The organism is Proteus sp. FME41, from assembly GCF_014897315.1.
GTDB lineage: Bacteria > Pseudomonadota > Gammaproteobacteria > Enterobacterales > Enterobacteriaceae > Proteus.
Genome location: NZ_JABUYL010000007.1, coordinates 86,930 through 108,490, shown reverse-complemented (window position 1 = coordinate 108,490; position 21,561 = coordinate 86,930). Strand labels below are relative to the sequence as shown.

Here is a 21,561-nt window from a genome sequence, read left to right as displayed (position 1 = left end):
TAGATTGTGCCAGTCAATGAATGAGGGTATATCATGCTTACGTACGTCAGCCTATTCAGTTCTGCGGGAATTGGGTGCTTCGGTTTAAAAGAACTCGGATTTAAATGTATCGCTACTGCTGAACTGCTAGAAAAGCGTTTAAACATCCAAAAATACAACAATAAATGTGAGTATGACTCCGGATACATCTGTGGTGATCTTACTCAAAAAGACACGCATGATAGGCTTTATGGTGAAATAGATGCCTACAAGCAGCGTAAAAAGCTCAAAGATATTGACCTCGTTGTGGCGACGCCCCCGTGCCAAGGTATGAGTGTGGCCAACCATAAGAAAAATGAGGAGCTTGGGCGTAATTCATTAGTTGTTGAGTCTTTGAAGATAGTTAAAGAGCTGCAACCAAGGTTCTTTATCTTTGAAAACGTACGCGCATTTCTTAAATCTGTGTGTACGGATCTCGATGGTGTCGATAAGCCAATCAAAGAGGCAATCTATACCAACTTGGGCCCGGACTACCAGATCGAAAGCAAAGTTCTTAACCTCAAGAATTACGGCGCGAACTCAAGTCGCACCCGTACTCTTGTTATCGGCGTTAGAAGAGATCAAAAAGGCGTGACACCACTCGATCTCTATCCAGATTTCCGCCCCGAAAAAACACTGCAAGACGTTATTGGTCACTTACCATCTCTAAAAGAGATGGGTGAATTTTCGGAAGATGATTTCTTCCACTCATTTAGGCCGTATAGAGAAGAAATGTTGCCATGGATTAAGGCTACTCCATACGGCAAGAGTGCATTTGATAATGCCGACGATAAGCTAAAGCCGCACAAAATTGTCGATGGACAAATTGTGGTGAACCAAAGCAAAAATGGCGATAAGTATCAGCGTCAGCTTTGGGATAAGGTAGCACCTTGTATTCACACACGTAACGACTGTTTACCAAGCCAAAACACGGTCCATCCAGTGGATGACCGCGTCTTCAGTATCCGTGAATTGATGCTGATGATGTCGATCCCTGAGTCTTTTAAATGGTTCCCAAGTGGTACTGTACCTGCCAATACTGCTAGTTATGATGTGAAAAATCAGTTTAGAAAGAAGACTGATATCAATATTCGTCAATGCTTAGGTGAAGCAGTACCTAGTGAAGTGTTCTGTGAAATAGGACGTAAGATCATGGGGTTGACACCTCCTCGTTTATCTAAAAAACAGATCGTTGATACAATCCACGAACATCACTTGGAAGACGTGACGAAACTTTACAATTTCGTTGAGCAGAACTGGCAAAATTTCACGCCACAAGATATGTTTAAAATCTGCGAGCTAGCTAATGCAGAAAGGCTTGATACTGCCGCATATTACACCGATCAAGAGATTTGTTTTTCCGCCATAGCGCCGTTGCCAGAGATTAGTTCTGATACATTGCACGTACTAGAGCCTGCAGTTGGTGTGGGTAACTTCCTGCATCAAATTATCAAAAAGTATCAAGGTAAAAAGCTGATCATTGATTGCGTGGACATCAATAAAGATTCGATTGAGCTTTGTAAGTTACTGATAAAAAAATATATCTCGCTCGATAATGTAGAAATCAATTTCTTTAATGAAGACTTCTTACTGCTAGAAACCAACAAAACCTACGATGTGGTTGTTGGTAATCCACCGTATATGAAAATTAAAGATAACAGTCTACTTAGTAAGTATCGTCGTGGTTTAGCGAACCAAGTTACTAATAACATTTTCTCATTTTTTATCGAGAAATGTAGCAAGTTGGGCAAACATGTTTCATTGATTGTACCGAAAGCGCTACTAAATGCGCCGGAATATATGAAAACGCGAAAGTTGCTAGAAACGCATACATTGCTACATGTCAATGATTACAATGAAAAAGCGTTTGATGTGAAAATTGAAACCATTTCAGTCACTTATACAACTTCCAAGTCTCAAGGATACAATCAGGTGAGCGTTTACTCTTACCTTAACAAGTCTTACTTTGAACTTGAACAAGATTACATCACCCACAACTACTTCAACAGTTGGTTGCTGTATCGCAATGAGTGGTTTGATGAGATCTTCCAGACTCTAGAGTTTGGTAAGTTTAAAGTATTTCGCGACCGCCAAATTACTAAGAAGCACACCAAAGAGCAGGGTAAATATCGCGTGATCAAGTCGCGTAATATTGGCCATGGATATATCAAAGATATAGAAAATTACGATTGTTATGTGGATGACATATCTGAGTTAGCTGTGAAAAAATATCTAGATACAAATGTGATACTTGTTCCGAACCTGACCTATAACCCACGCGCAACACGCCTACCCAAAGGCTGCGTTACTGACGGCTCTGCGGCGATCTTATACACTGATGATGTGATCACCGATTATGATATTGATTACTTCTCAAGCTCGGAGTTTAATAAGTTTTATCGCATTGCCAGAAACTACGGCACTCGTTCAATGAATATCGATAGTATTTCGGTGAATTACTTTGGGGTGAAGCGTTAGTAACGTCTCAACTATCAGTTCACAAAATCGTATGGTGAGCTGATAGTTGAACATTAATAAAAGGTGTATATGTTTCTGTGTTAACAGTGGGTCTCTTTATGTTTGGTATATCTTTGCTTTAGACTATCAATTGATAGTAAATCAGAGCTCTTAATTGCCATTACAGGAGTTCGATATCTGGGATTTTTAGCTGGAAACAGTTTACCCTCAATGATTGGATACTTCATTGCGTTATTAACTGTAATGTAACCAAAAGGAAGCCAACCGCTTAAGCCTCTTAAAAATGTACTATTTTCATGCTCAATTATGCTATCTCTATTTACAGCACCAAATAACACGACATACTTCTTCTCTAATTCTACTCTTTGTCCTGTATTAATCAGCCGTCTTCTAAGCCGTCTGCTATAAGGTTGGTCATCGAAAATTGACTCATGTTGAAAGTAAGGTCTTTTTCTCCATTGAAGAGAATGTTTCTCTATTTGGTTACATGACTTAGTAAATTGAGTTTGTAATTGTTCGAATATTATCTAGCCAATTTAGCCCGAAGTAATCGCAGGCGGCAAACTCACCTAAAAAACCAATTTGATGACCTTCTTCTTTAGGCATGTTTATGTTTTCAAAATGCGGTTTTAAATCAGGATTGCGCTTCTTTGTTTGAATAATTGATTGCTCAATCATTTCATTAGTAAATTCTATGATTATTTGCCTTTGTATAGTAGCCTTTACCCAATTTTAGCTTCGTCTAAATATACGCTGTTGCAATCTTATATCTGATCTCTTCTACACCCATTCCCTCTGTTAGGAGATCTGAATCTAATCCAATGTTGACCATATTGATAAAATCACTCAAGCTATAAAACTCGTCAAATAGAGAGAAAACGGAACGTTCAATACTGTCTAGTTTGGCTAGTAGAGCAACAAGCTGATAAGACTTCGATACGATTTGAGTATTACCATTTGGGTGCGCGTACGCAAGGTGCTGACCTGGCGTTAGTAAGATCAGGTTTTCAAACGTATCAGAAAGTTCAGGGAACTCTGACTGAGGAAAAATGTGATGAACATGGCTAGCTTCCAACTCCTTGAAACGATTCACCTCACTTTTACCCTCGTGGTAGCGACGTATACTCTTCTTCGCTTTGTTGACGAGGTAGATCTCAGTGGTCGTTTCCTCTGGAATTTGCTCTAGGAATGTGCTCCTTGGCATGCCTTTCGGCTTGTTAAGATCTCTAAAATTAGGACGATTGTAGAACAAATCTTGGTATTGGATTGGTTCAGGCGATGGACGCCCATCAATGGTTCCATGAGAGGACTTTGAAAAAGCGATTGGATTAAGAACCTTGGCGAAGATTCGACGACATTCCGTAACCCCATTAATATTAGTGTTATCGATGATAAAATTACAGTAGGTGTCTCTGAGGTCGATATAGTTAGACTTGGTTGGGCTAGCAAAATATTGCTCGAACTTAGGATAAAGTCCGCTATCTTGCATCGTTTTTGTTAGATAGATGGTCAAAAACTTCAGAGCATTACGCTCGCTGGTTGCTATGAAGCGAAGAAAGCCCTCATTGGCGACGCTGTATAGTTTTGAGTTTCCTAACTTGCCGGCTTCTTGTAAAACGCCTGCTTGTGTGAGTGCTTTGATTTGTTGCGAGGCAACTTTATCATATTCTTTAGCTGCTCCTGGATGAGCAATAGGCGGTTTCTTAAACTGTTCCACCATTACTTCGTTGAGTTCATCTGAGTCCATAACATCACGCACTGTGAACGATTTTTGACCATTTTCATACATTTCCAAAATCACATCGCTCACAGATGAAAACATGTCTGGTGTACATTTTTGGTCGATGTAGCGTCCATTACGATTAAGACGAAGATCGAGATTTAGTAAATCGAAATGCAACTTAATACTTTCTTTAATTTTTCTCACGGGTTGATTAGCCTTAAGAGTTACTGTATATATCTTGCTGAATTTATAAGATTATTTATAAGCATGCAATATTTTTGTACTTTTCTGGGCTTTGTCGACCACTTCAAAAGCCGCTTACGGAGCTCATTATGTTATAACAGAAATCAGGATAGTCTCTATATTTCCCTCTATTCCAGAGGATTTTGATCTTACCCACCAATAGTGGACACGGGACTAAGTGAGTAAACTCTCATCCAGAAGTGATTACACATGACAAACACAGGATCAACAAGCAAAATGCTCCGTAAACAATACACACCTAAATTCCAAAATGAAGCCCTGAAACTCGCTGAACGCATCAGTATTCCTGCCGCAGTAGGTGCTTAGTCTGTATGAGCCACATCTTTATACCTAACGCAGCAAACTAAAGAATGTCTATTCATCTTCCGCAGCTGAGTAGGAAATGTCTGTTAGAATCAACTGTCTTAAGCGACGACTGGCCGAACGGGATGAAGTGTAAGTATCCCGGAAAAGTACCATTCACTTTCAGAGTTATTCATCAATGCAGCTTAAATACCTTACCTATTTTATAGGTATAAAAAAATAAAGACACTACAACAACCATCTTTACGCTTGAACGTAAAGATGGTTGTTAAATATTACTTAAAATTCACATTAACAGCATTATCCAAACTCTCCTCCAACCCATCCATGTAGTCTGCATACTACTACATCATTTCTCTTCTCCCATCCATATACTGTGTATGATTATATGTACCACAGATCGCATTCTTGTCGATATGAGCAAGCTGAGTCTCAATCCAGGCAGAGTTATAGCTATTTTCATGCAAAATTATACTCATCATGTAGCAGAAATCATATCCTGTTAGCTTCCCTAATACCCAATCAATTAAATAGCCTGATTTAAATTGGCTTTAATGGATTACCCAACTTAGCAAAACTAAACGGTGAAATCTCCCTCTCCCTGTTCGCATCCAGATAATCCGCCCACCATTGCACCATCAATCGCCTTTCCTCTATATGCTCCGCCTTATGGATATAAGCCGCGCGCACTGAGTTGCGTTCTTGGTGGCTCATCTGCCTTTCTACTGCATCCTTCGACCACAATCCTGACTCAATCAACGAGCTACATGCCATCGTTCTAAAACCATGTCCACAGACTTCCGTCTTAGTATCATAGCCCATCACACGTAATGCGTTGTTTACTGTGTTTTCACTCATGGGTTTTCTAGGATTATGATCACCGATAAAGATCAGGTCGTGATTACCACTGAACTGATAAATCTGTTTTAAGATCTCAATGGCTTGTCTACTTAAAGGAACTAAATGGGTAGTGCGCATTTTTGATCCGCGATGGGAGTGTTTAACGCCTTCTATCGCTTCGCGTTCAGCAGGGATCGTCCACATGGCATTTTCAAAATCAATTTCGTCCCAACGAGCAAAGCGCAATTCACTGGAACGAATAAAGACTAACAAGGTAAGTTTGACTGCAAGTTTAGTTAAAGGTCTTCCCTTATAAGCATCGATGCGTTGTAAGAACTTTGGTAGGCGTTTCAGTTCTAAAGCTGCCCGATGGACTCGTTTACCTGTCGCAACTGCGCCAGCCATATCTTGTGCAGGGTTATAGTCAATTAAACCGCTTTGTACGGCATAACGCATAATAGCTGTCACACGTTGTTGTAAACGTGCAGCAACCTCAAGACGTCCAGACATCTCCACGGCTTTAATCGGTTCGAGTAGATCGCGAGTTTTCAATTCGGCTATATTGCGTTTACCAATAGCAGCAAAGATATTGTCCTCAAGGCTTTTGAGGACTCGATGGCTATGCCCTTCTGACCACTTCTTATTTGTTGCATGCCAATCACGAGCAACCTTCTCAAAGGTATTAAATTCCTTTTGTTGCTCTTCTTTCACTTCTTTGCGTTTTTCGCTGGGATCAAATCCATTAGCAATTAACTTTCTGGCAGCATCTCTTTTCTCTCTGGCTTCTGCGAGTGAAATATCAGGGTAAACACCCAGAGCCAACATTTTTTGCTTACCGCCAAAGCGATACTGTAAACGCCAATATTTTGAGCCGTTGGTATGTACCATCAAGTGCATACCATCACCATCGGTCAATTTATACGATTTATCCAAAGGCTTGGCAGCCCTGACTTTAGCATCAGTAAGAGCCATGATTTATCTCCTTCTGTTGGTACAAACTATTATCGAATCGAGAGATACCAACACATATACCAACAGCAGGTACTTGATGTGGGTTGACCTTAGTATACTTGGGAAGACTGAAAAGTGGGGAAAAGCCTTGTAAAACTGGGATTTCAGATACAAAAAAAGACGTCGGTTGACGTCTCTTGATGTTCTTATGGTGCCGAAGGCCGGACTCGAACCGGCACACCCGAAGGCGGTTGATTTTGAATCAACTGCGTCTACCAATTTCGCCACTCCGGCACTGAAGTGTTTTTGGAAAACCCGCTCATTATACTTGCGTGGAGAACCCCCGCAACAATTATTGTTAGTTTTCAGCTTGATTGGCGAAAAAAAAGGCATTTAGGGTTTATAGCTGCCCTGAAAGTACGATTATAATGCTAAACCTATGCCTCAACCGTTTAGGTTTAAGCCATATTGTATCAATAATCAAAATGGCTTGTTGCCACTGCATCCCATTTTGATTTTTTTATTTATTCTTTTTTATCTGTTTTTTTCTCCTTTTCCTCTTTTTTATAACAGTAACCAACCTTAAATATATTCACTTATTTTTATAATAATATCTTTTTAATATAAAAGTTATTATCTATATATTTTTATTTCATTAATTCGTTATATTTTTATTTATATATCGATTAATAAAAAAAGGATCAAAACTGGGTTAGTGTTTTGATCCGACAGTACTGCTAAACGAGGGCTTTGTTTTATTTTAATGACTATAAATTATTTTTGTAGCGTCACTGCCCTTTTCTTCCCTGGTGTGAGGAAGAAGGTAGTTATGTTTTTATATTAAAAATTAACTTACTTATAGATACTGCATATTATTGATATAAAGGAACTTACTATTTTAACAAGGTACTTCTTACTACTACATAGGAAATGACTATTTAATACAAAGGTACTTATTTACTATTTTAACAAAGGTACAACTATCTAATATAAAGGTACTTATTACTTCTATAACAAAGGAACTACTATCTAATATAAAGGTACTTATTACTTCTATAACAAAGGCACTTATTTACTGCTTTAACAAAGGAACTGCTATCTAATATAATGGTGTTGAAATATTACTACTAATATATAACTTATTTATTATTGAAGAGGCTATTTTATAATACGCCTTCTTATTACTTCACTCTATTATTGCTGTGTTATCTTTGCTCTGTAACGCTTATATTTTCAGTCTCTCGACTTGATGAAGCTATAATAAATTTAATTTCACAATCCTACAATCAGTAAATTATTACAAAATATGACACACTCTTATATTATCTTTATAAAGCTTCAATAAAAAGTCGAAAACCAATAAACACAAGAGCAATAAACCACAAAAACAACACTCAGAAGATTATAACACCATTAATTAACATTTTCTTGATATACATATCCTAACTTAATAATAAAGAAAAGCTAATAATAGAGTTGAAAACTAAGGTAAACCGAGGGAGATTGTAACTTAACAGTAATACTTACCTCATTTTTAGAGAGAAAATATTAGAGAAATGTCTTTTTATGATGCAGTTTTTCTTCTCAATCCTTTTATCAGAGACAATTTGACACATTTAACGTCAACTTTCTGATAACTGGCACTTGCACTGATAGACATTCTTATTTCTGATAATATAATCAAAATTTGGTTTAAATCTGATTAGAAGGCGGTGTTATGGGCATTGTTGGCTGGATTATAACGGGTATATTTGTTGGTATTATCGTAGGTGCCATATTAAAAATGATAAAGAAAAAATAGCGCGATAAGAAAGGCCCAAATTAAAACATAAACTACTTTATGTTGATCGCACTCCTTTCACCTCACTGACTTCTGTTGAAAGTAAAAATGAAAAAACAGTTTCTAAAATATCTTATGATCCCCATTGCGTTGCTGACATTGAATGCGTGTAGCCAGCGTTCATCATTACCCCCTGCAACACTTCCTTCTATGTTAAATCAGCAGAATAATAATGTGCCTGAACTTACACAGTGGCCAACGGCATTAAGCCCGAATGTAAGTAATGCAAGCGTGTTATTTGATAAATATGCATCACAGATTTATCAAAAGAGTAATCCCCAAGGTATGGTTATTGTCATGATCAATAACACTCAAACCTTAAATCGTTCTTTTGGGACGACTACGCCAGAAAGTCGTAATACGCCATCAATGAACTCGCTTATTCGTATCGCTTCAATTACAAAGCTGATGACCAGTGAAGTGATGCTAAAACTGCAAGATGATGGAAAATTATTAGTTACTGACCCATTACAAAAATATAATTACTACGGTGTCAATATCCCGTTAGTAAATGCTCAATCACCTATTCGTCTTTATCATTTAGCCAGTCATACCAGCGGTTTTCCTCGAGAACAACCCGGCGGTAAATGGGGTAGACCTGTTTTTATATGGCCGACCCATGGCGATCGTTGGAACTGGTTAAAAAAAGCAACGCTCACTGCACCCGCAGGGGCTCAAGCTGCGTATTCAAATTTAGCCTATGACTTATTAGCAGATGCCTTAGTGAAAGCTTCAGGTAAAAGCTATCCTCAACTCTTACAACACTATGTTGCTCAGCCAGCAGGAATGACGAATACCACACTGACGCCAACCCAAGCACAATGCCAACGATTATTAGTGGGATATAAACCCAGTCCATGCTCTGACACCCTTGCAGCCGCTGGAAGTGGCGGTGTGTATTCAACCCCTGCAGATATGCAACGTTGGATGCAAGGCTTTTTGACTTCTCATAATGCCATGAGAAAAGCAACCGCCAGCAAGGAGCAATCTATTTACTTTCCTCGTAACCAATTATCGTCAATCGAAGGTATGGATGTTGCGGGTCGTGCTGATGGTGTGGGTTTAGGTTGGGTTTATATGGCTCCTGCCAATGGAATTCCTGCTATCTATCAAAAAACAGGCGGTGGCGGTGGATTTAATACTTATATGGCAACCATCCCTGAATTAAATATTGGTGTATTTGTCGTGATCACCCGTAAGCCTAATGGCACCAAATTCAGTGAAGTCACTCAAGGTACTAATGCCCTTGTACGCGCACTGGCAAAAGATTTTTACCAATAATGACATGCCAACAGACCTAAAAAAAGCGCCTTCATTAGAGGCGCTTTGGCTTTTTTAGTCTGATAATACTCAGCGATTTCGCTTCATCAATAACCATAAACTTAAGGTTAAAAATAATATTCCTGGCACTAACGCCGCGATCACGGCGGGTATCCCATAAACAAGGCTTAATCGTCCTGACACTTCATTAACGATATAGAACAAGAAGCCAAAAGAAATCCCTGTTACAACTCTTAATCCCATAGGCACAGTACGTAATGGGCCGAAAATAAATGACAGCGCCATTAACATCATTACTGCAACAGAAATCGGTGCAAAGATTTTTTTCCAGAAGTTCAGCTCATAGTTTGCCGATTCTTGTCCGCTCTGTTTCAGGTATTTAACGTATTGATAGAGCCCGCTTATTGACAATGCATCCGGATCTAACGCAACCACGCTTAATTTTTCAGGCGTTAATCGTGTCGGCCATTCAAGCGATACTTGTTTTTTACCCGTGATTTTTTGTGAATTAGTTAAATCTGACTGCTCAACCTGTTTCAACATCCACGTTTTTTTATTCACGTCATAGGTTGCACTTGATGCGTAACGCACAGTTGCTAGCTTTCTATCATCATTAAAATCATAGAGTGTGATGCCTTGCATCTCATTTTGGCTCTTTATTCGGTTGATATGAATAAATTGGTTGCCATCTTTAGCCCACATACCACGGTTGGTAGAAACTAAAGAGTTACCCATGATTTTTTCTGCGCGATAGTTACGTGCATACTGCTCACCTTGAGGCGCGCCCCACTCACCAATCAGTACGGTTATTAGTACTAATGGAATAGCCGTTTTCATCACAGAGCCCGCAATTTGTAAACGGGTAAAACCGGATGCTTGCATCACCACCAGCTCACTGCGTGTTGCTAATGCACCAAGCCCTAATAACGCACCAAGTAATGCAGCCATGGGGAAAAAAATCTGCACATCTTTAAGAATATTTAAAATGGCATAAATACCTGCATCCAGGGTGGTGAAGTCCCCTTGCCCTACTTTACGCAGTTGATCGACAAATTTGATAATGCCGGATAATGAAACCAGCAAGAACAGTGTCATTAAAATCGACTGTAAAATTGTACGCCCGATATATCTATCTAATACACCAAACATCAGGCAACTCCTTTCTTAAAGCGAGCTCGGAATTTACGCATAGGCAAGGTATCCCAAATATTCAATAAGACAGCAATGGCAAAATACACACCGTTAACTGCCCACATGGTCATGAGGGGATCCACTTTTCCTTTTTCACCATTAGAGTGCAAAGAACTTTGTAATAAGAAAAAGACCAGATAAAGCAACATTGCAGGCAGCATACTTAATACGCGGCCTTGGCGTGGATTGACCTCACTTAAAGGCACCACCATCACCGCCATAATGACGACAGAGAAAATCAGGGTTAAGCGCCAATGAAACTCTGCAATAGATTCTGTTTCATTTGAATGCCATAACTCTGACATTGTCTTTTGCTCTACACGATTGCTGCTGATCGTCGATTCACGATGCCCAATCACCGCTTGGTAGTCATTAAAATCAGTGATACGAAAATCACGTAACACGGCTGTACCTTCATAGCGAGTTCCTTCGCTTAGCACAACGACCTGATTCCCATTTGGTAATTCTTTGGTATAGCCTTTATCTGCCACCACAACAGATGGACGCTGATCTTGCGTTGGGCGCAACTGCGCAAGGAACACATCTTGAAATTGATTACCCTTTACGCTTCCAAGATAGAGCACCATATTACGGTCGCTGGACATTTTAAATTGTCCTTCCATCAAGGCCGCTAAACTTGGGTTTGCCTTGGCATCTTCAAGCACTTGCTCTTGATGTACTGATGACCAAGGAATAAGCCAAATGACATTTCCTGCGGCTAATGCGCTGGTCAGTAATGAGAGCAGCAGTGCAGCTTGCACTAATGCTTTCTTACCTATTCCGCACGCATTCATGACGGTTATCTCACTTTCAACATAAAGTTTGCTGTAAGTCATCAGAAGCCCAAGAAAAAGGCTCAGTGGAAGAATAAGCTGTGCCATCTCGGGAATTCCCAGCCACAGCAGAGAAATCACAAGGTTTGTTGGAATATTACCTTCTACAGCAGCCCCTAAAATTTCAACCAGTTTCTGGCTAAAGAAGATCAGCATCAAAATAAATAAGATGGCTATCTGACTTTTAAGGGTTTCCCGAGCTAAATATCGAATTATAATCACGCTAGTTATGCCTGTGAAAACTTGTCTTTTTGCAGGAAAATCGCTAACTTCGTTGTATATCTATCATTTGTGCATCTCAGTTAGACATTCTTGCAGCCCAAATGATATCAAAACATGCTATAAACAGGTTCCCAATAAGAACAAGCTTATAAGTTAGCTAAATTAGTTGTGTTCAATTAATGCATTTAGCTTAACATAAAAAGTAAACTTTCTATGGGGTAGATTAATGCGGATCACTATTCTAAACGATACTTTCCGTTTTTGTCTTTAATATTCAGGAGAACGCATGGAGTTTAATGTAAAAAGCGGCAGCCCAGAGAAACAACGCAGCGCTTGTATTATCGTGGGGGTGTTTGAGCCTCGTCGTTTATCTCCGATCGCGGAGCAACTTGATAAAATCAGTGATGGCTATATCAGCGCCTTGTTACGCCGAGGTGAACTGGAAGGCAAAGTCGGACAATCATTGCTGTTACATCATGTCCCTAATGTTCTCTCTGAGCGCGTTTTACTGATCGGTTGCGGTAAAGAGCGTGAGTTGGATGAACGTCAATATAAACAGATCATTCAAAAAACCATTAACACGCTCAATGAAACTGGCTCTATGGAAGCGGTATGCTTTCTGACTGAGCTGCATGTTAAAGGTCGTAATAATTACTGGAAAGTACGTCAAGCGGTTGAGACTGCAAAAGACTGCCTCTATACCTTTGATCAACTGAAAAGCAATAAGACAGAATTACGTCGTCCATTACGTAAGATGGTCTTTAATGTTCCTACTCGTCGTGAACTACCTAGTGGCGAGCGTGCAATTGCACACGGTTTAGCTATCGCATCAGGGATTAAAGCCTGTAAAGATTTAGCCAACATGCCACCGAATATCTGTAATGCGGCTTATTTAGCCTCTCAAGCACGTCAATTAGCAGATTCGGCTTCACATGTTTCTACGCGTGTTATTGGCGAAGAGCAAATGAAAGAGCTCGGTATGAATGCTTACCTTGCGGTAGGTCAGGGCTCTCAAAATGAATCTTTAATGTCAATTATTGAGTACAAAGGCAGTAAAGATCCAGAAGCTCGCCCAATCGTATTAGTGGGCAAAGGGCTGACATTTGACTCTGGTGGTATTTCTATCAAGCCGGCTGATGGCATGGATGAGATGAAATACGACATGTGTGGTGCTGCCACTGTTTATGGTGTGATGCGTGTAGTTGCTGAACTGCAATTACCTATCAACGTCATCGGTGTGCTAGCCGGTTGTGAAAATATGCCGGGTGGAAAAGCGTATCGCCCGGGTGATATTCTGACAACCATGTCAGGCCAAACGGTGGAAGTATTAAACACAGATGCTGAAGGTCGTTTAGTGCTGTGTGATACATTAACCTATGTTGAGCGCTTTGAACCTGAATTAGTGGTAGATGTCGCGACATTAACAGGTGCTTGTATGGTCGCTTTAGGGCATCACTACAGTGGATTAATGTCTAACCATAATCCATTAGCACACGAGTTAATGAATGCATCAGAGCAAGCGGGCGACCGCGCTTGGCGTTTACCATTAGGTGATGAATTCTATGAGCAAATTGAGTCTAACTTTGCTGATTTAGCCAATACTGGTGGTCGTCTAGGCGGTGCCATTACCGCAGGTTGTTTCTTAGCACGCTTTGCAACTAAATATAACTGGGCTCACTTGGATATTGCGGGTACTGCATGGCGTTCTGGTAAAGCAAAAGGGGCAACCGGTCGCCCTGTTTCTTTATTGTCTCAGTTCTTACTTAATCGCGCGGGTTTGAATAGCGACGATTAATACCGCATAATTATCAGGGTAAAGGTATTACCCTATTATTATGGTAAATAGAGCAGACTCCAAGAAGGGTATTGCAACGCAATACCCTTCTGTTATCGGGATATCATGAAAAACGCCACGTTTTATTTAATGGAACACCCATCAATACACGACGATTTACAGGCTCATGAGTGGCTTGCCTGTCAACTTACCGCTGAACATTGGCGATTAGGCAAACGTATTTTGTTGGTTTGTGAGTCTCAGGCTCAAGCAGAATTGCTTGATGAGGCATTATGGGCAAGAGAACCGCATCAATTTGTTCCACATAATCTTGCAGGTGAAGGCCCTCGTTATGGCGCTCCTGTTGAATTATGTTGGCCTGGAAAACGTGGTAATGCGCCTCGTGATCTTCTGATTAATTTGCAATCGCAATTCGTAGACTTTGCCACAGCTTTCCATGAAGTGATAGACTTTGTACCTATTGATGAACAATTGAAACAGTTGGCGCGTGAACGATATAAAATTTATCGTAGCGTCGGCTTTACTTTGACAATGGCTACGCCGCCAACCTATTGAATACGTAAAGAATATGGAAAATAAATCCGCACCGAAAGAGCCATCGCTCGACACAACCTATAATCCAGCAGAGATTGAACAACCTCTGTATCAGCATTGGGAAAAGAACGGCTATTTTAAAGCTAATGGCGATACAACCAAAGAAAGCTTTTGTATCGTGATCCCACCGCCAAACGTCACAGGTAGCCTGCATATGGGTCATGCATTCCAGCAGACCATTATGGATACCATGATCCGTTATCAGCGCATGCAAGGTAAAAATACCTTATGGCAGTCAGGGACTGACCACGCAGGTATTGCCACACAAATGGTCGTTGAGCGCAAAATTGCTGCTGAAGAAGGTAAAAACCGTCATGACTATGGTCGTGATGCATTTATCGACAAAATTTGGGAATGGAAAGCCGAATCAGGTGGTAACATTTCTAACCAAATGCGCCGTTTAGGTAACTCTGTTGATTGGGAACGCGAACGTTTCACCATGGACGAAGGTTTATCTAAAGCGGTTAAAGAAGCCTTTGTTCGTTTACACAAAGAAGATCTTATTTACCGTGGTAAACGCCTTGTTAACTGGGATCCTAAATTACACACAGCGATTTCTGATCTTGAAGTTGAAAACCGTGAAATCAAAGGCTCAATGTGGCATCTGCGTTATCCTTTAGCGGATGGTGAAAAAACCGCTGAAGGTAAAGATTATCTGATTGTCGCAACAACACGCCCTGAAACCATGTTAGGTGATACTGGCGTTGCGGTTAACCCAGAAGATCCACGTTATAAAGATTTAATTGGTAAAGAAATTATTCTACCAATCGTCAATCGCCGTATCCCTATTTTAGCGGATGAACACGCGGATATGGAAAAAGGTACGGGTTGTGTAAAAATCACCCCTGCCCATGACTTTAATGACTATGAAGTCGGACGTCGTCATCAATTACCAATGATTAACATCATGGATTTTGATGGCAACATTCGTGTTAGCGCAGAAGTTTTAGACACCAACGGTGTTGAATCTGACGTTTACAGCCCTGAGATCCCAGAAGCTTATCAAGGTATGGAACGCTTTGCAGCACGTAAAGCAATGGTCGCTGAATTTGAACGTTTAGGTTTATTAGAAGAGATCAAACCTCACGATTTAACCGTACCTTACGGTGACCGTGGTGGCGTGGTTATCGAACCTTTACTGACAGACCAATGGTATGTTCGTGCGGCACCTTTAGCAAAACCTGCGGTTGAAGCTGTTAAAAATGGCGATATCCAATTTGTACCAAAACAGTACGAAAACATGTACTTCTCATGGATGAACGATATCCAAGATTGGTGTATTTCTCGTCAACTGTGGTGGGGCCATCGTATCCCTGCGTGGTACGACAATGAAGGCAATGTCTATGTAGGTCGTGACGAAGAAGAAGTGCGTCATGAAAACAATATCGCTGCTGATGTCGCATTACGCCAAGATGATGACGTATTAGATACGTGGTTCTCATCAGCGCTCTGGACATTCTCAACATTAGGCTGGCCAGATAACACTGAAGCCCTGAAAACATTCCATCCAACGAATGTATTAGTCAGTGGCTTCGATATTATTTTCTTCTGGATCGCACGCATGATCATGATGACCATGCATTTTATCAAAGACGAAGATGGTAAACCGCAAGTTCCGTTTAATACGGTTTACATGACCGGTCTTATTCGTGATGAAGAAGGCCAGAAGATGTCAAAATCTAAAGGTAACGTGCTTGATCCTCTAGATATGATTGACGGTATTTCATTAGAAGCACTGTTAGAAAAACGTACTGGCAATATGATGCAGCCACAAATGGCTGAGAAGATTGGCAAGCGTACAAGCAAAGAGTTCCCAGAAGGAATTGAAGCACACGGTACAGATGCCCTGCGCTTTACTTTAGCCGCGTTAGCATCAACCGGTCGCGATATTAACTGGGATATGAAACGCCTGTCTGGTTACCGTAACTTCTGTAACAAGCTGTGGAACGCAAGCCGCTTTGTTCTGATGAATACTGAAGATCAAGATTGTGGCTACCAAGGTGGTGAGATGACATTCTCACTGGCTGACCGTTGGATTTTAGCTGAATTTAACAATACCGTTAAAGCCTATCGTGAAGCGCTAGATACTTATCGTTTCGATATCGCGGCAGGTATTTTATATGAGTTCACTTGGAACCAATTCTGTGACTGGTATCTTGAGTTATCAAAACCTGCGGTCCACAAAGGTAATGATGCACAAAAACGCGCAGCTCGTCATACTCTGATTGAAGTGTTAGAAGGCTTACTGCGTCTCGCTCATCCAATTATTCCATTTATCACAGAAACAATCTGGCAACGCGTGAAGGAAATAAAAGGCATTGAAGGTGAAACCATCATGCTACAAGCTTTCCCTGAATTCGATGCTTCATTGGTTGATGAACCTGCGCTTAGCGATCTTGAGTGGATCAAAGAAGTTATTGTTGCAGTTCGTAATATTCGTGCAGAAATGAATATTTCCCCAGGTAAACCTCTTGACGTTATCTTACGAGGTGCTGATGACAATGCTAAGCGTCGTGTTAGTGACAATATTGGCTTCTTAAAAGCAATGGGTCGTTTAGAAGATATTCGCCCATTAGCTGAAGGCGAAGAAGCGCCATTATCAGTCACTAAACTGGTTAGCGGTGCAGAATTGCTGATCCCAATGGCAGGCTTTATTGATAAAGATGTAGAGCTTGCACGTTTAGATAAAGAGCTTGAAAAAGTAGAGAACGATATCACGACTTTAGACAGTAAATTATCTAACGATGGCTTTGTTAGCCGTGCACCAGAAGCCGTTGTTGCCAAAGAGCGTGAACGCTTAGCAACTTGCTTAAGTGCAAAAGAAAAGTTAATCGCACAGAAAGTCTCTATCGCCTCTTTATAAGCACTATCGCTTTAAAGACACAGAGATTGATAATGAAAACCCGCGTTTATCGCGGGTTTTTACTTAGTCTCTTTCAGCCAAAAAATAAAACCATTTTTCACTTCATTTCTTATTATTCACAGTTCTATTTTCGTCAATACGTCGTTTCATCCTCTATTTTCACTTAAATTTAATCACTCACTAAAATATAACGCTGGAAATAAAGGGAGAAGTTAAGCAAAGAGAAAGGGTTAACGGTTTACAAACACGCTTAATCAATTAAGATAGTTTTTGTAGCCATCAGTGCTACTTTCAATGAAGAAGTTCCTTTCTGGTGCTCTCTCAATAAATAATCAAAAAATATTCTACTAATAAGTGAAAACGATGAGTGCAACTATGACTGCAACCCCAAATATTGTTATCCGAGCCATTGAAGAAAAAGACAACGCAGATATTGCACGCGTTATTCGTGAAGTCTCAGCAGAGCACGGTTTAACTGCCGATAAAGGCTTTGCGGTTGCCGATCCAATTTTAGATACCCTCTATGAAGTTTATCATCAGCCACGCAGTGCGTACTGGGTTGTTGAAATGGATGGAGAAGTTGTTGGCGGTGGTGGTGTCGCACCACTTGCTGGTGGCGATGGCAATACTTGTGAACTACAAAAAATGTACCTTTCATCCAAACTGCGTGGCAAAGGTATTGCGAAAAAAATCGTTCTACAATCTCTTGAGTTTGGTAAAGAGCAAGGCTTTAACCGTTGCTATTTAGAAACCACCGATATCTTAAAAGCAGCAGTGGGCTTATATGAGAAATTAGGATTCGAATTTATTGATGAAGCCTTAGGTAACACTGGACATAGTGATTGTGAGATCCGTATGGTGAAGCCACTTTAAGCGTTCTTGCTGTTCCCTACGTAATACAATAAATAAAATAAGCTCTACTTTACCCGCATTTCTTATGCGGGTTTTTATTAGTAAAAATAGCATCTATAAACACAAATTCTATTTTTTAAAATGATATAAAAGAACGCTATTCACCCTCTATTTTTTCAAATTGATTTATTATTAAATTATTACCTATTTATTATTTATTAATTTTTCATCTTAAATATCATTAAAAAACACAAGTTTATTTTTTTACTCATTTCACTCTAGATAATTATATTTCCCCCCTTAAGTTAAATATTTTTTAGTATCTTTTCTATTTTAAATTTCCTCATTTTTTATATTGCTATTTATCGCTAATTTAATATCTTTATGCAGATAAAGTCATGCAATGGCTTTTATAACTCTAAAATTTAAAAGGAATTTTTTCATGAAAAACTTTGTTAAAATTGCACTTATTGCTTCTGTAATTACCGTAATGACCGGTTGTACTGGTAGCGTATACAATAAAGAAAAAGACTGTAACTACGACTACTTACTGCACCCAGCAGTTTCTATTTCTAAAATCATTGGCGGTTGTGGCGACACAAGCAAATAAGATTTAAGAAATAAACATATTCATAAACTACATTCTGACTTATTGTTGCTAAGAAAGAATGTGGTTTTTATTTTTTCATATCTTATATTTTTACTCGTTTTTCATGAATCGCATTCCTCACCAACATAAGAAATCAGAGCTTAGTGTTTCCATTTTAATGGAAGATAGATTAAATTAATCATTAATAAAATCTATCTTAGGTAATTTTATATGACATTAAACTACAAGATTATTATCGTCACATTATTTTTATCTATTCCTATATTGGCTTATTCCTCCCCCCAAGCTAAATGTATTCCCGAAGAAAAAAATTTTTCCGTATGTGAGATATTAGCAAAACAAGGAGATGATAAAGCATTATTAGCACTTGGACATTTCTATGAAACGGGTACAGGAGTTAAAAAAAATGTAGAGAAAGCGGAACAAATCTATCAACTCTTAGCAGATAACAATGATGCTGATGGAGTTAATCAACTGGCAATGCTTAAGGAAGATCAGGGTAAAAAACAAGAAGCTATTTTACTTTACCAGAGAGCAATAGAACTCGGTTCATCTTCTGCAAATTATAATCTAGGTATTCTGTACAAATATAATAATAATTATAAAAAAGCAAAAGAGATGTTTGAAAGAGCAATTACTGATGATAATTCAGGTAAAGCAATGATGAGTTTAGGTGATTTATATTTTGATGGATTCGGTGTTGAAAAAAATATGGAATTAGCCGAACATTGGTATAAAGCAGCTATTCAAGCTGATCATTATCTTGCCATTACACGATTGGGAATACTGTATGGTAATTTGGAAAAATATGATGAAGCGATAATATATTATCAAGAAGCTATCAAAAAAGGTGATCCCGCAGTAATGAACTCAATGGGATTACTATATCAACATGGTTTTGGTGTAAAACGTGATATTAGTCAATCTGTCAAACTATATCAAGATGCAGCAAATAAAGATGGAATTGGTGGGTTGATTAATTTGGGGCTGATGTATGAAGAAGGCCTTGGAGTACCTCAAAATTATGAAAAAGCCATCGACTTATATACAAGAGCCTATCAATTAGGTTATACCGATATTCAGTTACGAATTAATTTCTTAAATAACCATTTAATAAAAAGAATGAATAATTAAATTCTATGTTGCCTGTTTTCGACATATCCAGTCTGGTCTCAAAACAAGAGTATGATAAATACGAAAAGAGCGAAAGTTCTCACCACCAATATATCTACTCAGTCAATATCTCTATTTACTTTTTATAAATTCATTCATTTTTTTTGAACACCATCAACAAATTCCCCCTATTTTGTTCATCACGCGAACACTTTATGATCAGCCTCATTAAGAAATCGCAATAATCTGTATTACCTCCTTCTGTGTCTTGGTTATTGCGGTTTCTTTCCTTAACTCGGAGAACAATCATGACTATCAGACAGATTAATCATATTTATTCGGCGCCAAATTCACACTGGGTAGGTAATGGCTTTCCTGTCAGCACCTTATTTTCCTATCAGGAAAATGGTGAGAAACATAGCCCGTTTCTGCTGATGGATTATGCCGAGCCAACACAGTTTAAACCTGTCACCAATGCCCGTGGTGTAGGAGCGCATCCTCATCGTGGATTTGAAACCGTCACAATCGCTTATCAAGGTGAGGTTTCTCATCATGACTCTAAAGGCCATGCGGGAACCATCGCCGCAGGTGATGTGCAATGGATGACGGCAGCCTCTGGTATTTTGCATAAAGAGTATCACTCTGAAAAAATGACCAAAGAAGGTGGTGTGCTGGAAATGGTGCAACTTTGGGTGAATCTGCCAACAGCGTACAAAATGACACAGCCTCGTTATCAGGCGCTGAAAGCAGAGGATATCCCTCATGTTGAATTACCCAATAACCAAGGTTATGTCAGAGTCATAGCTGGTAATTACGCAAATACCCAAGGTGTCGCAATGACCTACTCACCGCTTAATGTGTGGGATCTGCGTTTAAATCATGCGGGTGTTTCACATTACAGCATTCCAAATGATCATAATGTGATGCTGTTTGTGGTGAAAGGAGCCGTACATATCAATGACCGTGAAATTGCACGTCAACACGATATGGCGATATTCGATAATCATGGAGATACGCTGACATTAGAATCAATGGGTGACACTATTGTTTTGATATTAACTGGTAAGCCCATTAATGAGCCAATTGTAGGACAAGGGCCTTTTGTGATGAACACACAAGAAGAGTTACAACACGCTTTTGATGATTATGACAATGGCAAATTTGGTGTGATGAATTAATCGCACTAGCTTAAAACCAATAACACCAGTCACAATGTATTATTTTGTGGCTGGTGCTATTATTTTGCACTGATAAATCAGGTACAAAGGGACAACATTTAGCAAAAATTAATGTAAGCGAGATGATTTTTCAGACTCATCTTCTTCATCATCTTCGCCTTCGCCGTCTTCATCATCATACTCAGCGTCAGGATCTTCAAAGTAAGTTCCCCAACCATCGTAATAAACACCCATTTTTTCAGCTAAATTCATTAACTGTTCAACTTGAGTATCGATAAGTTCAGCATTTAAACCACTTTCACTGACTGCATCAAAACAAACTAATATTTCACCTGACTCCACTTCAATTTCTTCAGGCTCTGTCACTTCATAACCTAACTTAAAGACTTCAACGGCTGCTTTTTCTAGTGTTTCGAAATTTTCACAAGAAATATGGTGCTCGATTGCATACAGTGCATCAGGATCACTGCCATCTTCCAGTAATTCTTCAATAATAAGACGTGTTTCTTCACGTTGTTCTGCTAACTCTTTGCTGTCCGCCATAATCATGCTCCGCAATAGTCTGAAAAAGTATCTTGTTCATTCTCCCACAGGGCGAATCAACACACCATA

16 protein-coding genes, 1 tRNA gene and 2 pseudogenes are annotated in these 21,561 nt (G+C 39.5%); 10 read left to right on the top strand and 9 right to left on the bottom strand.

Features of this window, described 5'->3' with window-relative positions:
- Positions 1–33: 33 nt before the first annotated feature.
- The gene (locus tag INT04_RS08545; RefSeq protein WP_193015713.1) at positions 34–2,496 is read left to right on the top strand and encodes a DNA cytosine methyltransferase; all 2,463 of its coding nucleotides are present in this window, start codon (positions 34–36) and stop codon (positions 2,494–2,496) included.
- Positions 2,497–2,576: 80 nt separating this feature from the next.
- On the opposite strand, the gene INT04_RS08540 is transcribed toward INT04_RS08545, so the two are convergent.
- From INT04_RS08540 to INT04_RS08530, 3 genes are all read right to left on the bottom strand, one after another.
- The gene (locus tag INT04_RS08540; RefSeq protein WP_166685025.1) at positions 2,577–2,834 is read right to left on the bottom strand and encodes a hypothetical protein; all 258 of its coding nucleotides are present in this window, start codon (positions 2,832–2,834) and stop codon (positions 2,577–2,579) included.
- Between the two features lie 154 nt (positions 2,835–2,988).
- Entirely contained in the window at positions 2,989–3,174 is a 186-nt protein-coding gene (locus INT04_RS08535; RefSeq protein WP_166685026.1) for a hypothetical protein, read from the bottom strand.
- 64 nt (positions 3,175–3,238) lie between these two features.
- Positions 3,239–4,423, bottom strand: a complete 1,185-nt coding sequence (locus INT04_RS08530) for a hypothetical protein (protein ID WP_208291971.1) — start codon at positions 4,421–4,423, stop codon at positions 3,239–3,241.
- A gap of 249 nt (positions 4,424–4,672) precedes the next feature.
- Between INT04_RS08530 and INT04_RS19345 the strand changes: the two are divergent.
- A pseudogene (locus INT04_RS19345) lies at positions 4,673–4,859 on the top strand (IS3 family transposase); the annotation flags it as partial.
- A 202-nt stretch (positions 4,860–5,061) separates the two neighbouring features.
- Here INT04_RS19345 and INT04_RS19340 read toward each other — a convergent pair.
- From INT04_RS19340 to INT04_RS08520, 3 genes and pseudogenes are all read right to left on the bottom strand, one after another.
- Positions 5,062–5,298 (bottom strand): annotated as a pseudogene (locus INT04_RS19340) (integrase); the annotation flags it as partial.
- Between the two features lie 28 nt (positions 5,299–5,326).
- Positions 5,327–6,598 (bottom strand): tyrosine-type recombinase/integrase, encoded by a 1,272-nt coding sequence (locus INT04_RS08525; RefSeq protein WP_193015712.1) that lies wholly within the window; start codon positions 6,596–6,598, stop codon positions 5,327–5,329.
- Positions 6,599–6,786: 188 nt separating this feature from the next.
- Positions 6,787–6,871: transfer RNA gene (locus tag INT04_RS08520), tRNA-Leu, on the bottom strand.
- Positions 6,872–8,465: 1,594 nt separating this feature from the next.
- Between INT04_RS08520 and ampH the strand changes: the two genes are divergently transcribed.
- Positions 8,466–9,698, top strand: a complete 1,233-nt coding sequence (gene ampH / locus INT04_RS08515; RefSeq protein WP_193015711.1) for a D-alanyl-D-alanine-carboxypeptidase/endopeptidase AmpH — start codon at positions 8,466–8,468, stop codon at positions 9,696–9,698.
- A 69-nt stretch (positions 9,699–9,767) separates the two neighbouring features.
- Here the strand turns inward: ampH and lptG are convergent, their stop codons facing one another.
- Complete coding sequence (gene lptG / locus INT04_RS08510) at positions 9,768–10,847, bottom strand: LPS export ABC transporter permease LptG (protein ID WP_193015710.1); 1,080 nt, start codon at positions 10,845–10,847, stop codon at positions 9,768–9,770.
- Positions 10,847–11,944 carry an LPS export ABC transporter permease LptF gene (lptF, locus tag INT04_RS08505; protein ID WP_193015709.1) on the bottom strand — a complete coding sequence of 366 codons (1,098 nt, stop codon included), beginning with the start codon at positions 11,942–11,944 and terminating at the stop codon, positions 10,847–10,849. The genes lptG and lptF overlap by 1 nt, the downstream gene beginning before the upstream one ends.
- Before the next feature lie 286 nt (positions 11,945–12,230).
- On the opposite strand from lptF, the gene pepA reads away from it, so the two are divergent.
- From pepA to INT04_RS08470, 7 genes are all read left to right on the top strand, one after another.
- The gene (gene pepA, locus INT04_RS08500; RefSeq protein ID WP_193015708.1) at positions 12,231–13,739 is read left to right on the top strand and encodes a leucyl aminopeptidase; all 1,509 of its coding nucleotides are present in this window, start codon (positions 12,231–12,233) and stop codon (positions 13,737–13,739) included.
- A gap of 105 nt (positions 13,740–13,844) precedes the next feature.
- Positions 13,845–14,294: a DNA polymerase III subunit chi gene (locus tag INT04_RS08495; protein WP_006535638.1), complete on the top strand. Its 450-nt coding sequence runs from the start codon at positions 13,845–13,847 to the stop codon at positions 14,292–14,294.
- Between the two features lie 13 nt (positions 14,295–14,307).
- A complete protein-coding gene (locus INT04_RS08490; protein WP_193015707.1) occupies positions 14,308–17,196 on the top strand; it encodes a valine--tRNA ligase in 2,889 nt (962 codons plus the stop codon).
- 363 nt (positions 17,197–17,559) lie between these two features.
- Positions 17,560–18,069 carry a GNAT family N-acetyltransferase gene (locus INT04_RS08485; RefSeq protein WP_193015706.1) on the top strand — a complete coding sequence of 170 codons (510 nt, stop codon included), beginning with the start codon at positions 17,560–17,562 and terminating at the stop codon, positions 18,067–18,069.
- Between the two features lie 421 nt (positions 18,070–18,490).
- A complete protein-coding gene (locus INT04_RS08480; protein WP_036914671.1) occupies positions 18,491–18,658 on the top strand; it encodes a YhfL family protein in 168 nt (55 codons plus the stop codon).
- 210 nt (positions 18,659–18,868) lie between these two features.
- Positions 18,869–19,792 carry a tetratricopeptide repeat protein gene (locus tag INT04_RS08475; protein WP_193015705.1) on the top strand — a complete coding sequence of 308 codons (924 nt, stop codon included), beginning with the start codon at positions 18,869–18,871 and terminating at the stop codon, positions 19,790–19,792.
- Between the two features lie 287 nt (positions 19,793–20,079).
- A complete protein-coding gene (locus INT04_RS08470) occupies positions 20,080–20,949 on the top strand; it encodes a pirin family protein (protein WP_193015704.1) in 870 nt (289 codons plus the stop codon).
- Between the two features lie 108 nt (positions 20,950–21,057).
- Here the strand turns inward: INT04_RS08470 and rraB are convergent, their stop codons facing one another.
- Complete coding sequence (rraB, locus tag INT04_RS08465; protein ID WP_193015703.1) at positions 21,058–21,492, bottom strand: ribonuclease E inhibitor RraB; 435 nt, start codon at positions 21,490–21,492, stop codon at positions 21,058–21,060.
- Positions 21,493–21,561 lie beyond the last annotated feature (69 nt).

Bases quoted from the DNA above. Each gene is read 5' to 3' on its own strand.
- INT04_RS08535 (WP_166685026.1), bottom strand. From the start codon at position 3,174: ATGATTGAGCAATCAATTATTCAAACAAAGAAGCGCAATCCTGATTTA.
- INT04_RS08490 (WP_193015707.1), top strand. From the start codon at position 14,308: ATGGAAAATAAATCCGCACCGAAAGAGCCATCGCTCGACACAACCTAT.
- ampH (WP_193015711.1), top strand. From the start codon at position 8,466: ATGAAAAAACAGTTTCTAAAATATCTTATGATCCCCATTGCGTTGCTG.
- rraB (WP_193015703.1), bottom strand. From the start codon at position 21,492: ATGGCGGACAGCAAAGAGTTAGCAGAACAACGTGAAGAAACACGTCTT.
- pepA (WP_193015708.1), top strand. From the start codon at position 12,231: ATGGAGTTTAATGTAAAAAGCGGCAGCCCAGAGAAACAACGCAGCGCT.
- INT04_RS08485 (WP_193015706.1), top strand. From the start codon at position 17,560: ATGAGTGCAACTATGACTGCAACCCCAAATATTGTTATCCGAGCCATT.
- INT04_RS08495 (WP_006535638.1), top strand. From the start codon at position 13,845: ATGAAAAACGCCACGTTTTATTTAATGGAACACCCATCAATACACGAC.
- lptG (WP_193015710.1), bottom strand. From the start codon at position 10,847: ATGTTTGGTGTATTAGATAGATATATCGGGCGTACAATTTTACAGTCG.
- INT04_RS08480 (WP_036914671.1), top strand. From the start codon at position 18,491: ATGAAAAACTTTGTTAAAATTGCACTTATTGCTTCTGTAATTACCGTA.
- INT04_RS08525 (WP_193015712.1), bottom strand. From the start codon at position 6,598: ATGGCTCTTACTGATGCTAAAGTCAGGGCTGCCAAGCCTTTGGATAAA.
- INT04_RS08475 (WP_193015705.1), top strand. From the start codon at position 18,869: ATGACATTAAACTACAAGATTATTATCGTCACATTATTTTTATCTATT.
- INT04_RS08470 (WP_193015704.1), top strand. From the start codon at position 20,080: ATGACTATCAGACAGATTAATCATATTTATTCGGCGCCAAATTCACAC.
- INT04_RS08545 (WP_193015713.1), top strand. From the start codon at position 34: ATGCTTACGTACGTCAGCCTATTCAGTTCTGCGGGAATTGGGTGCTTC.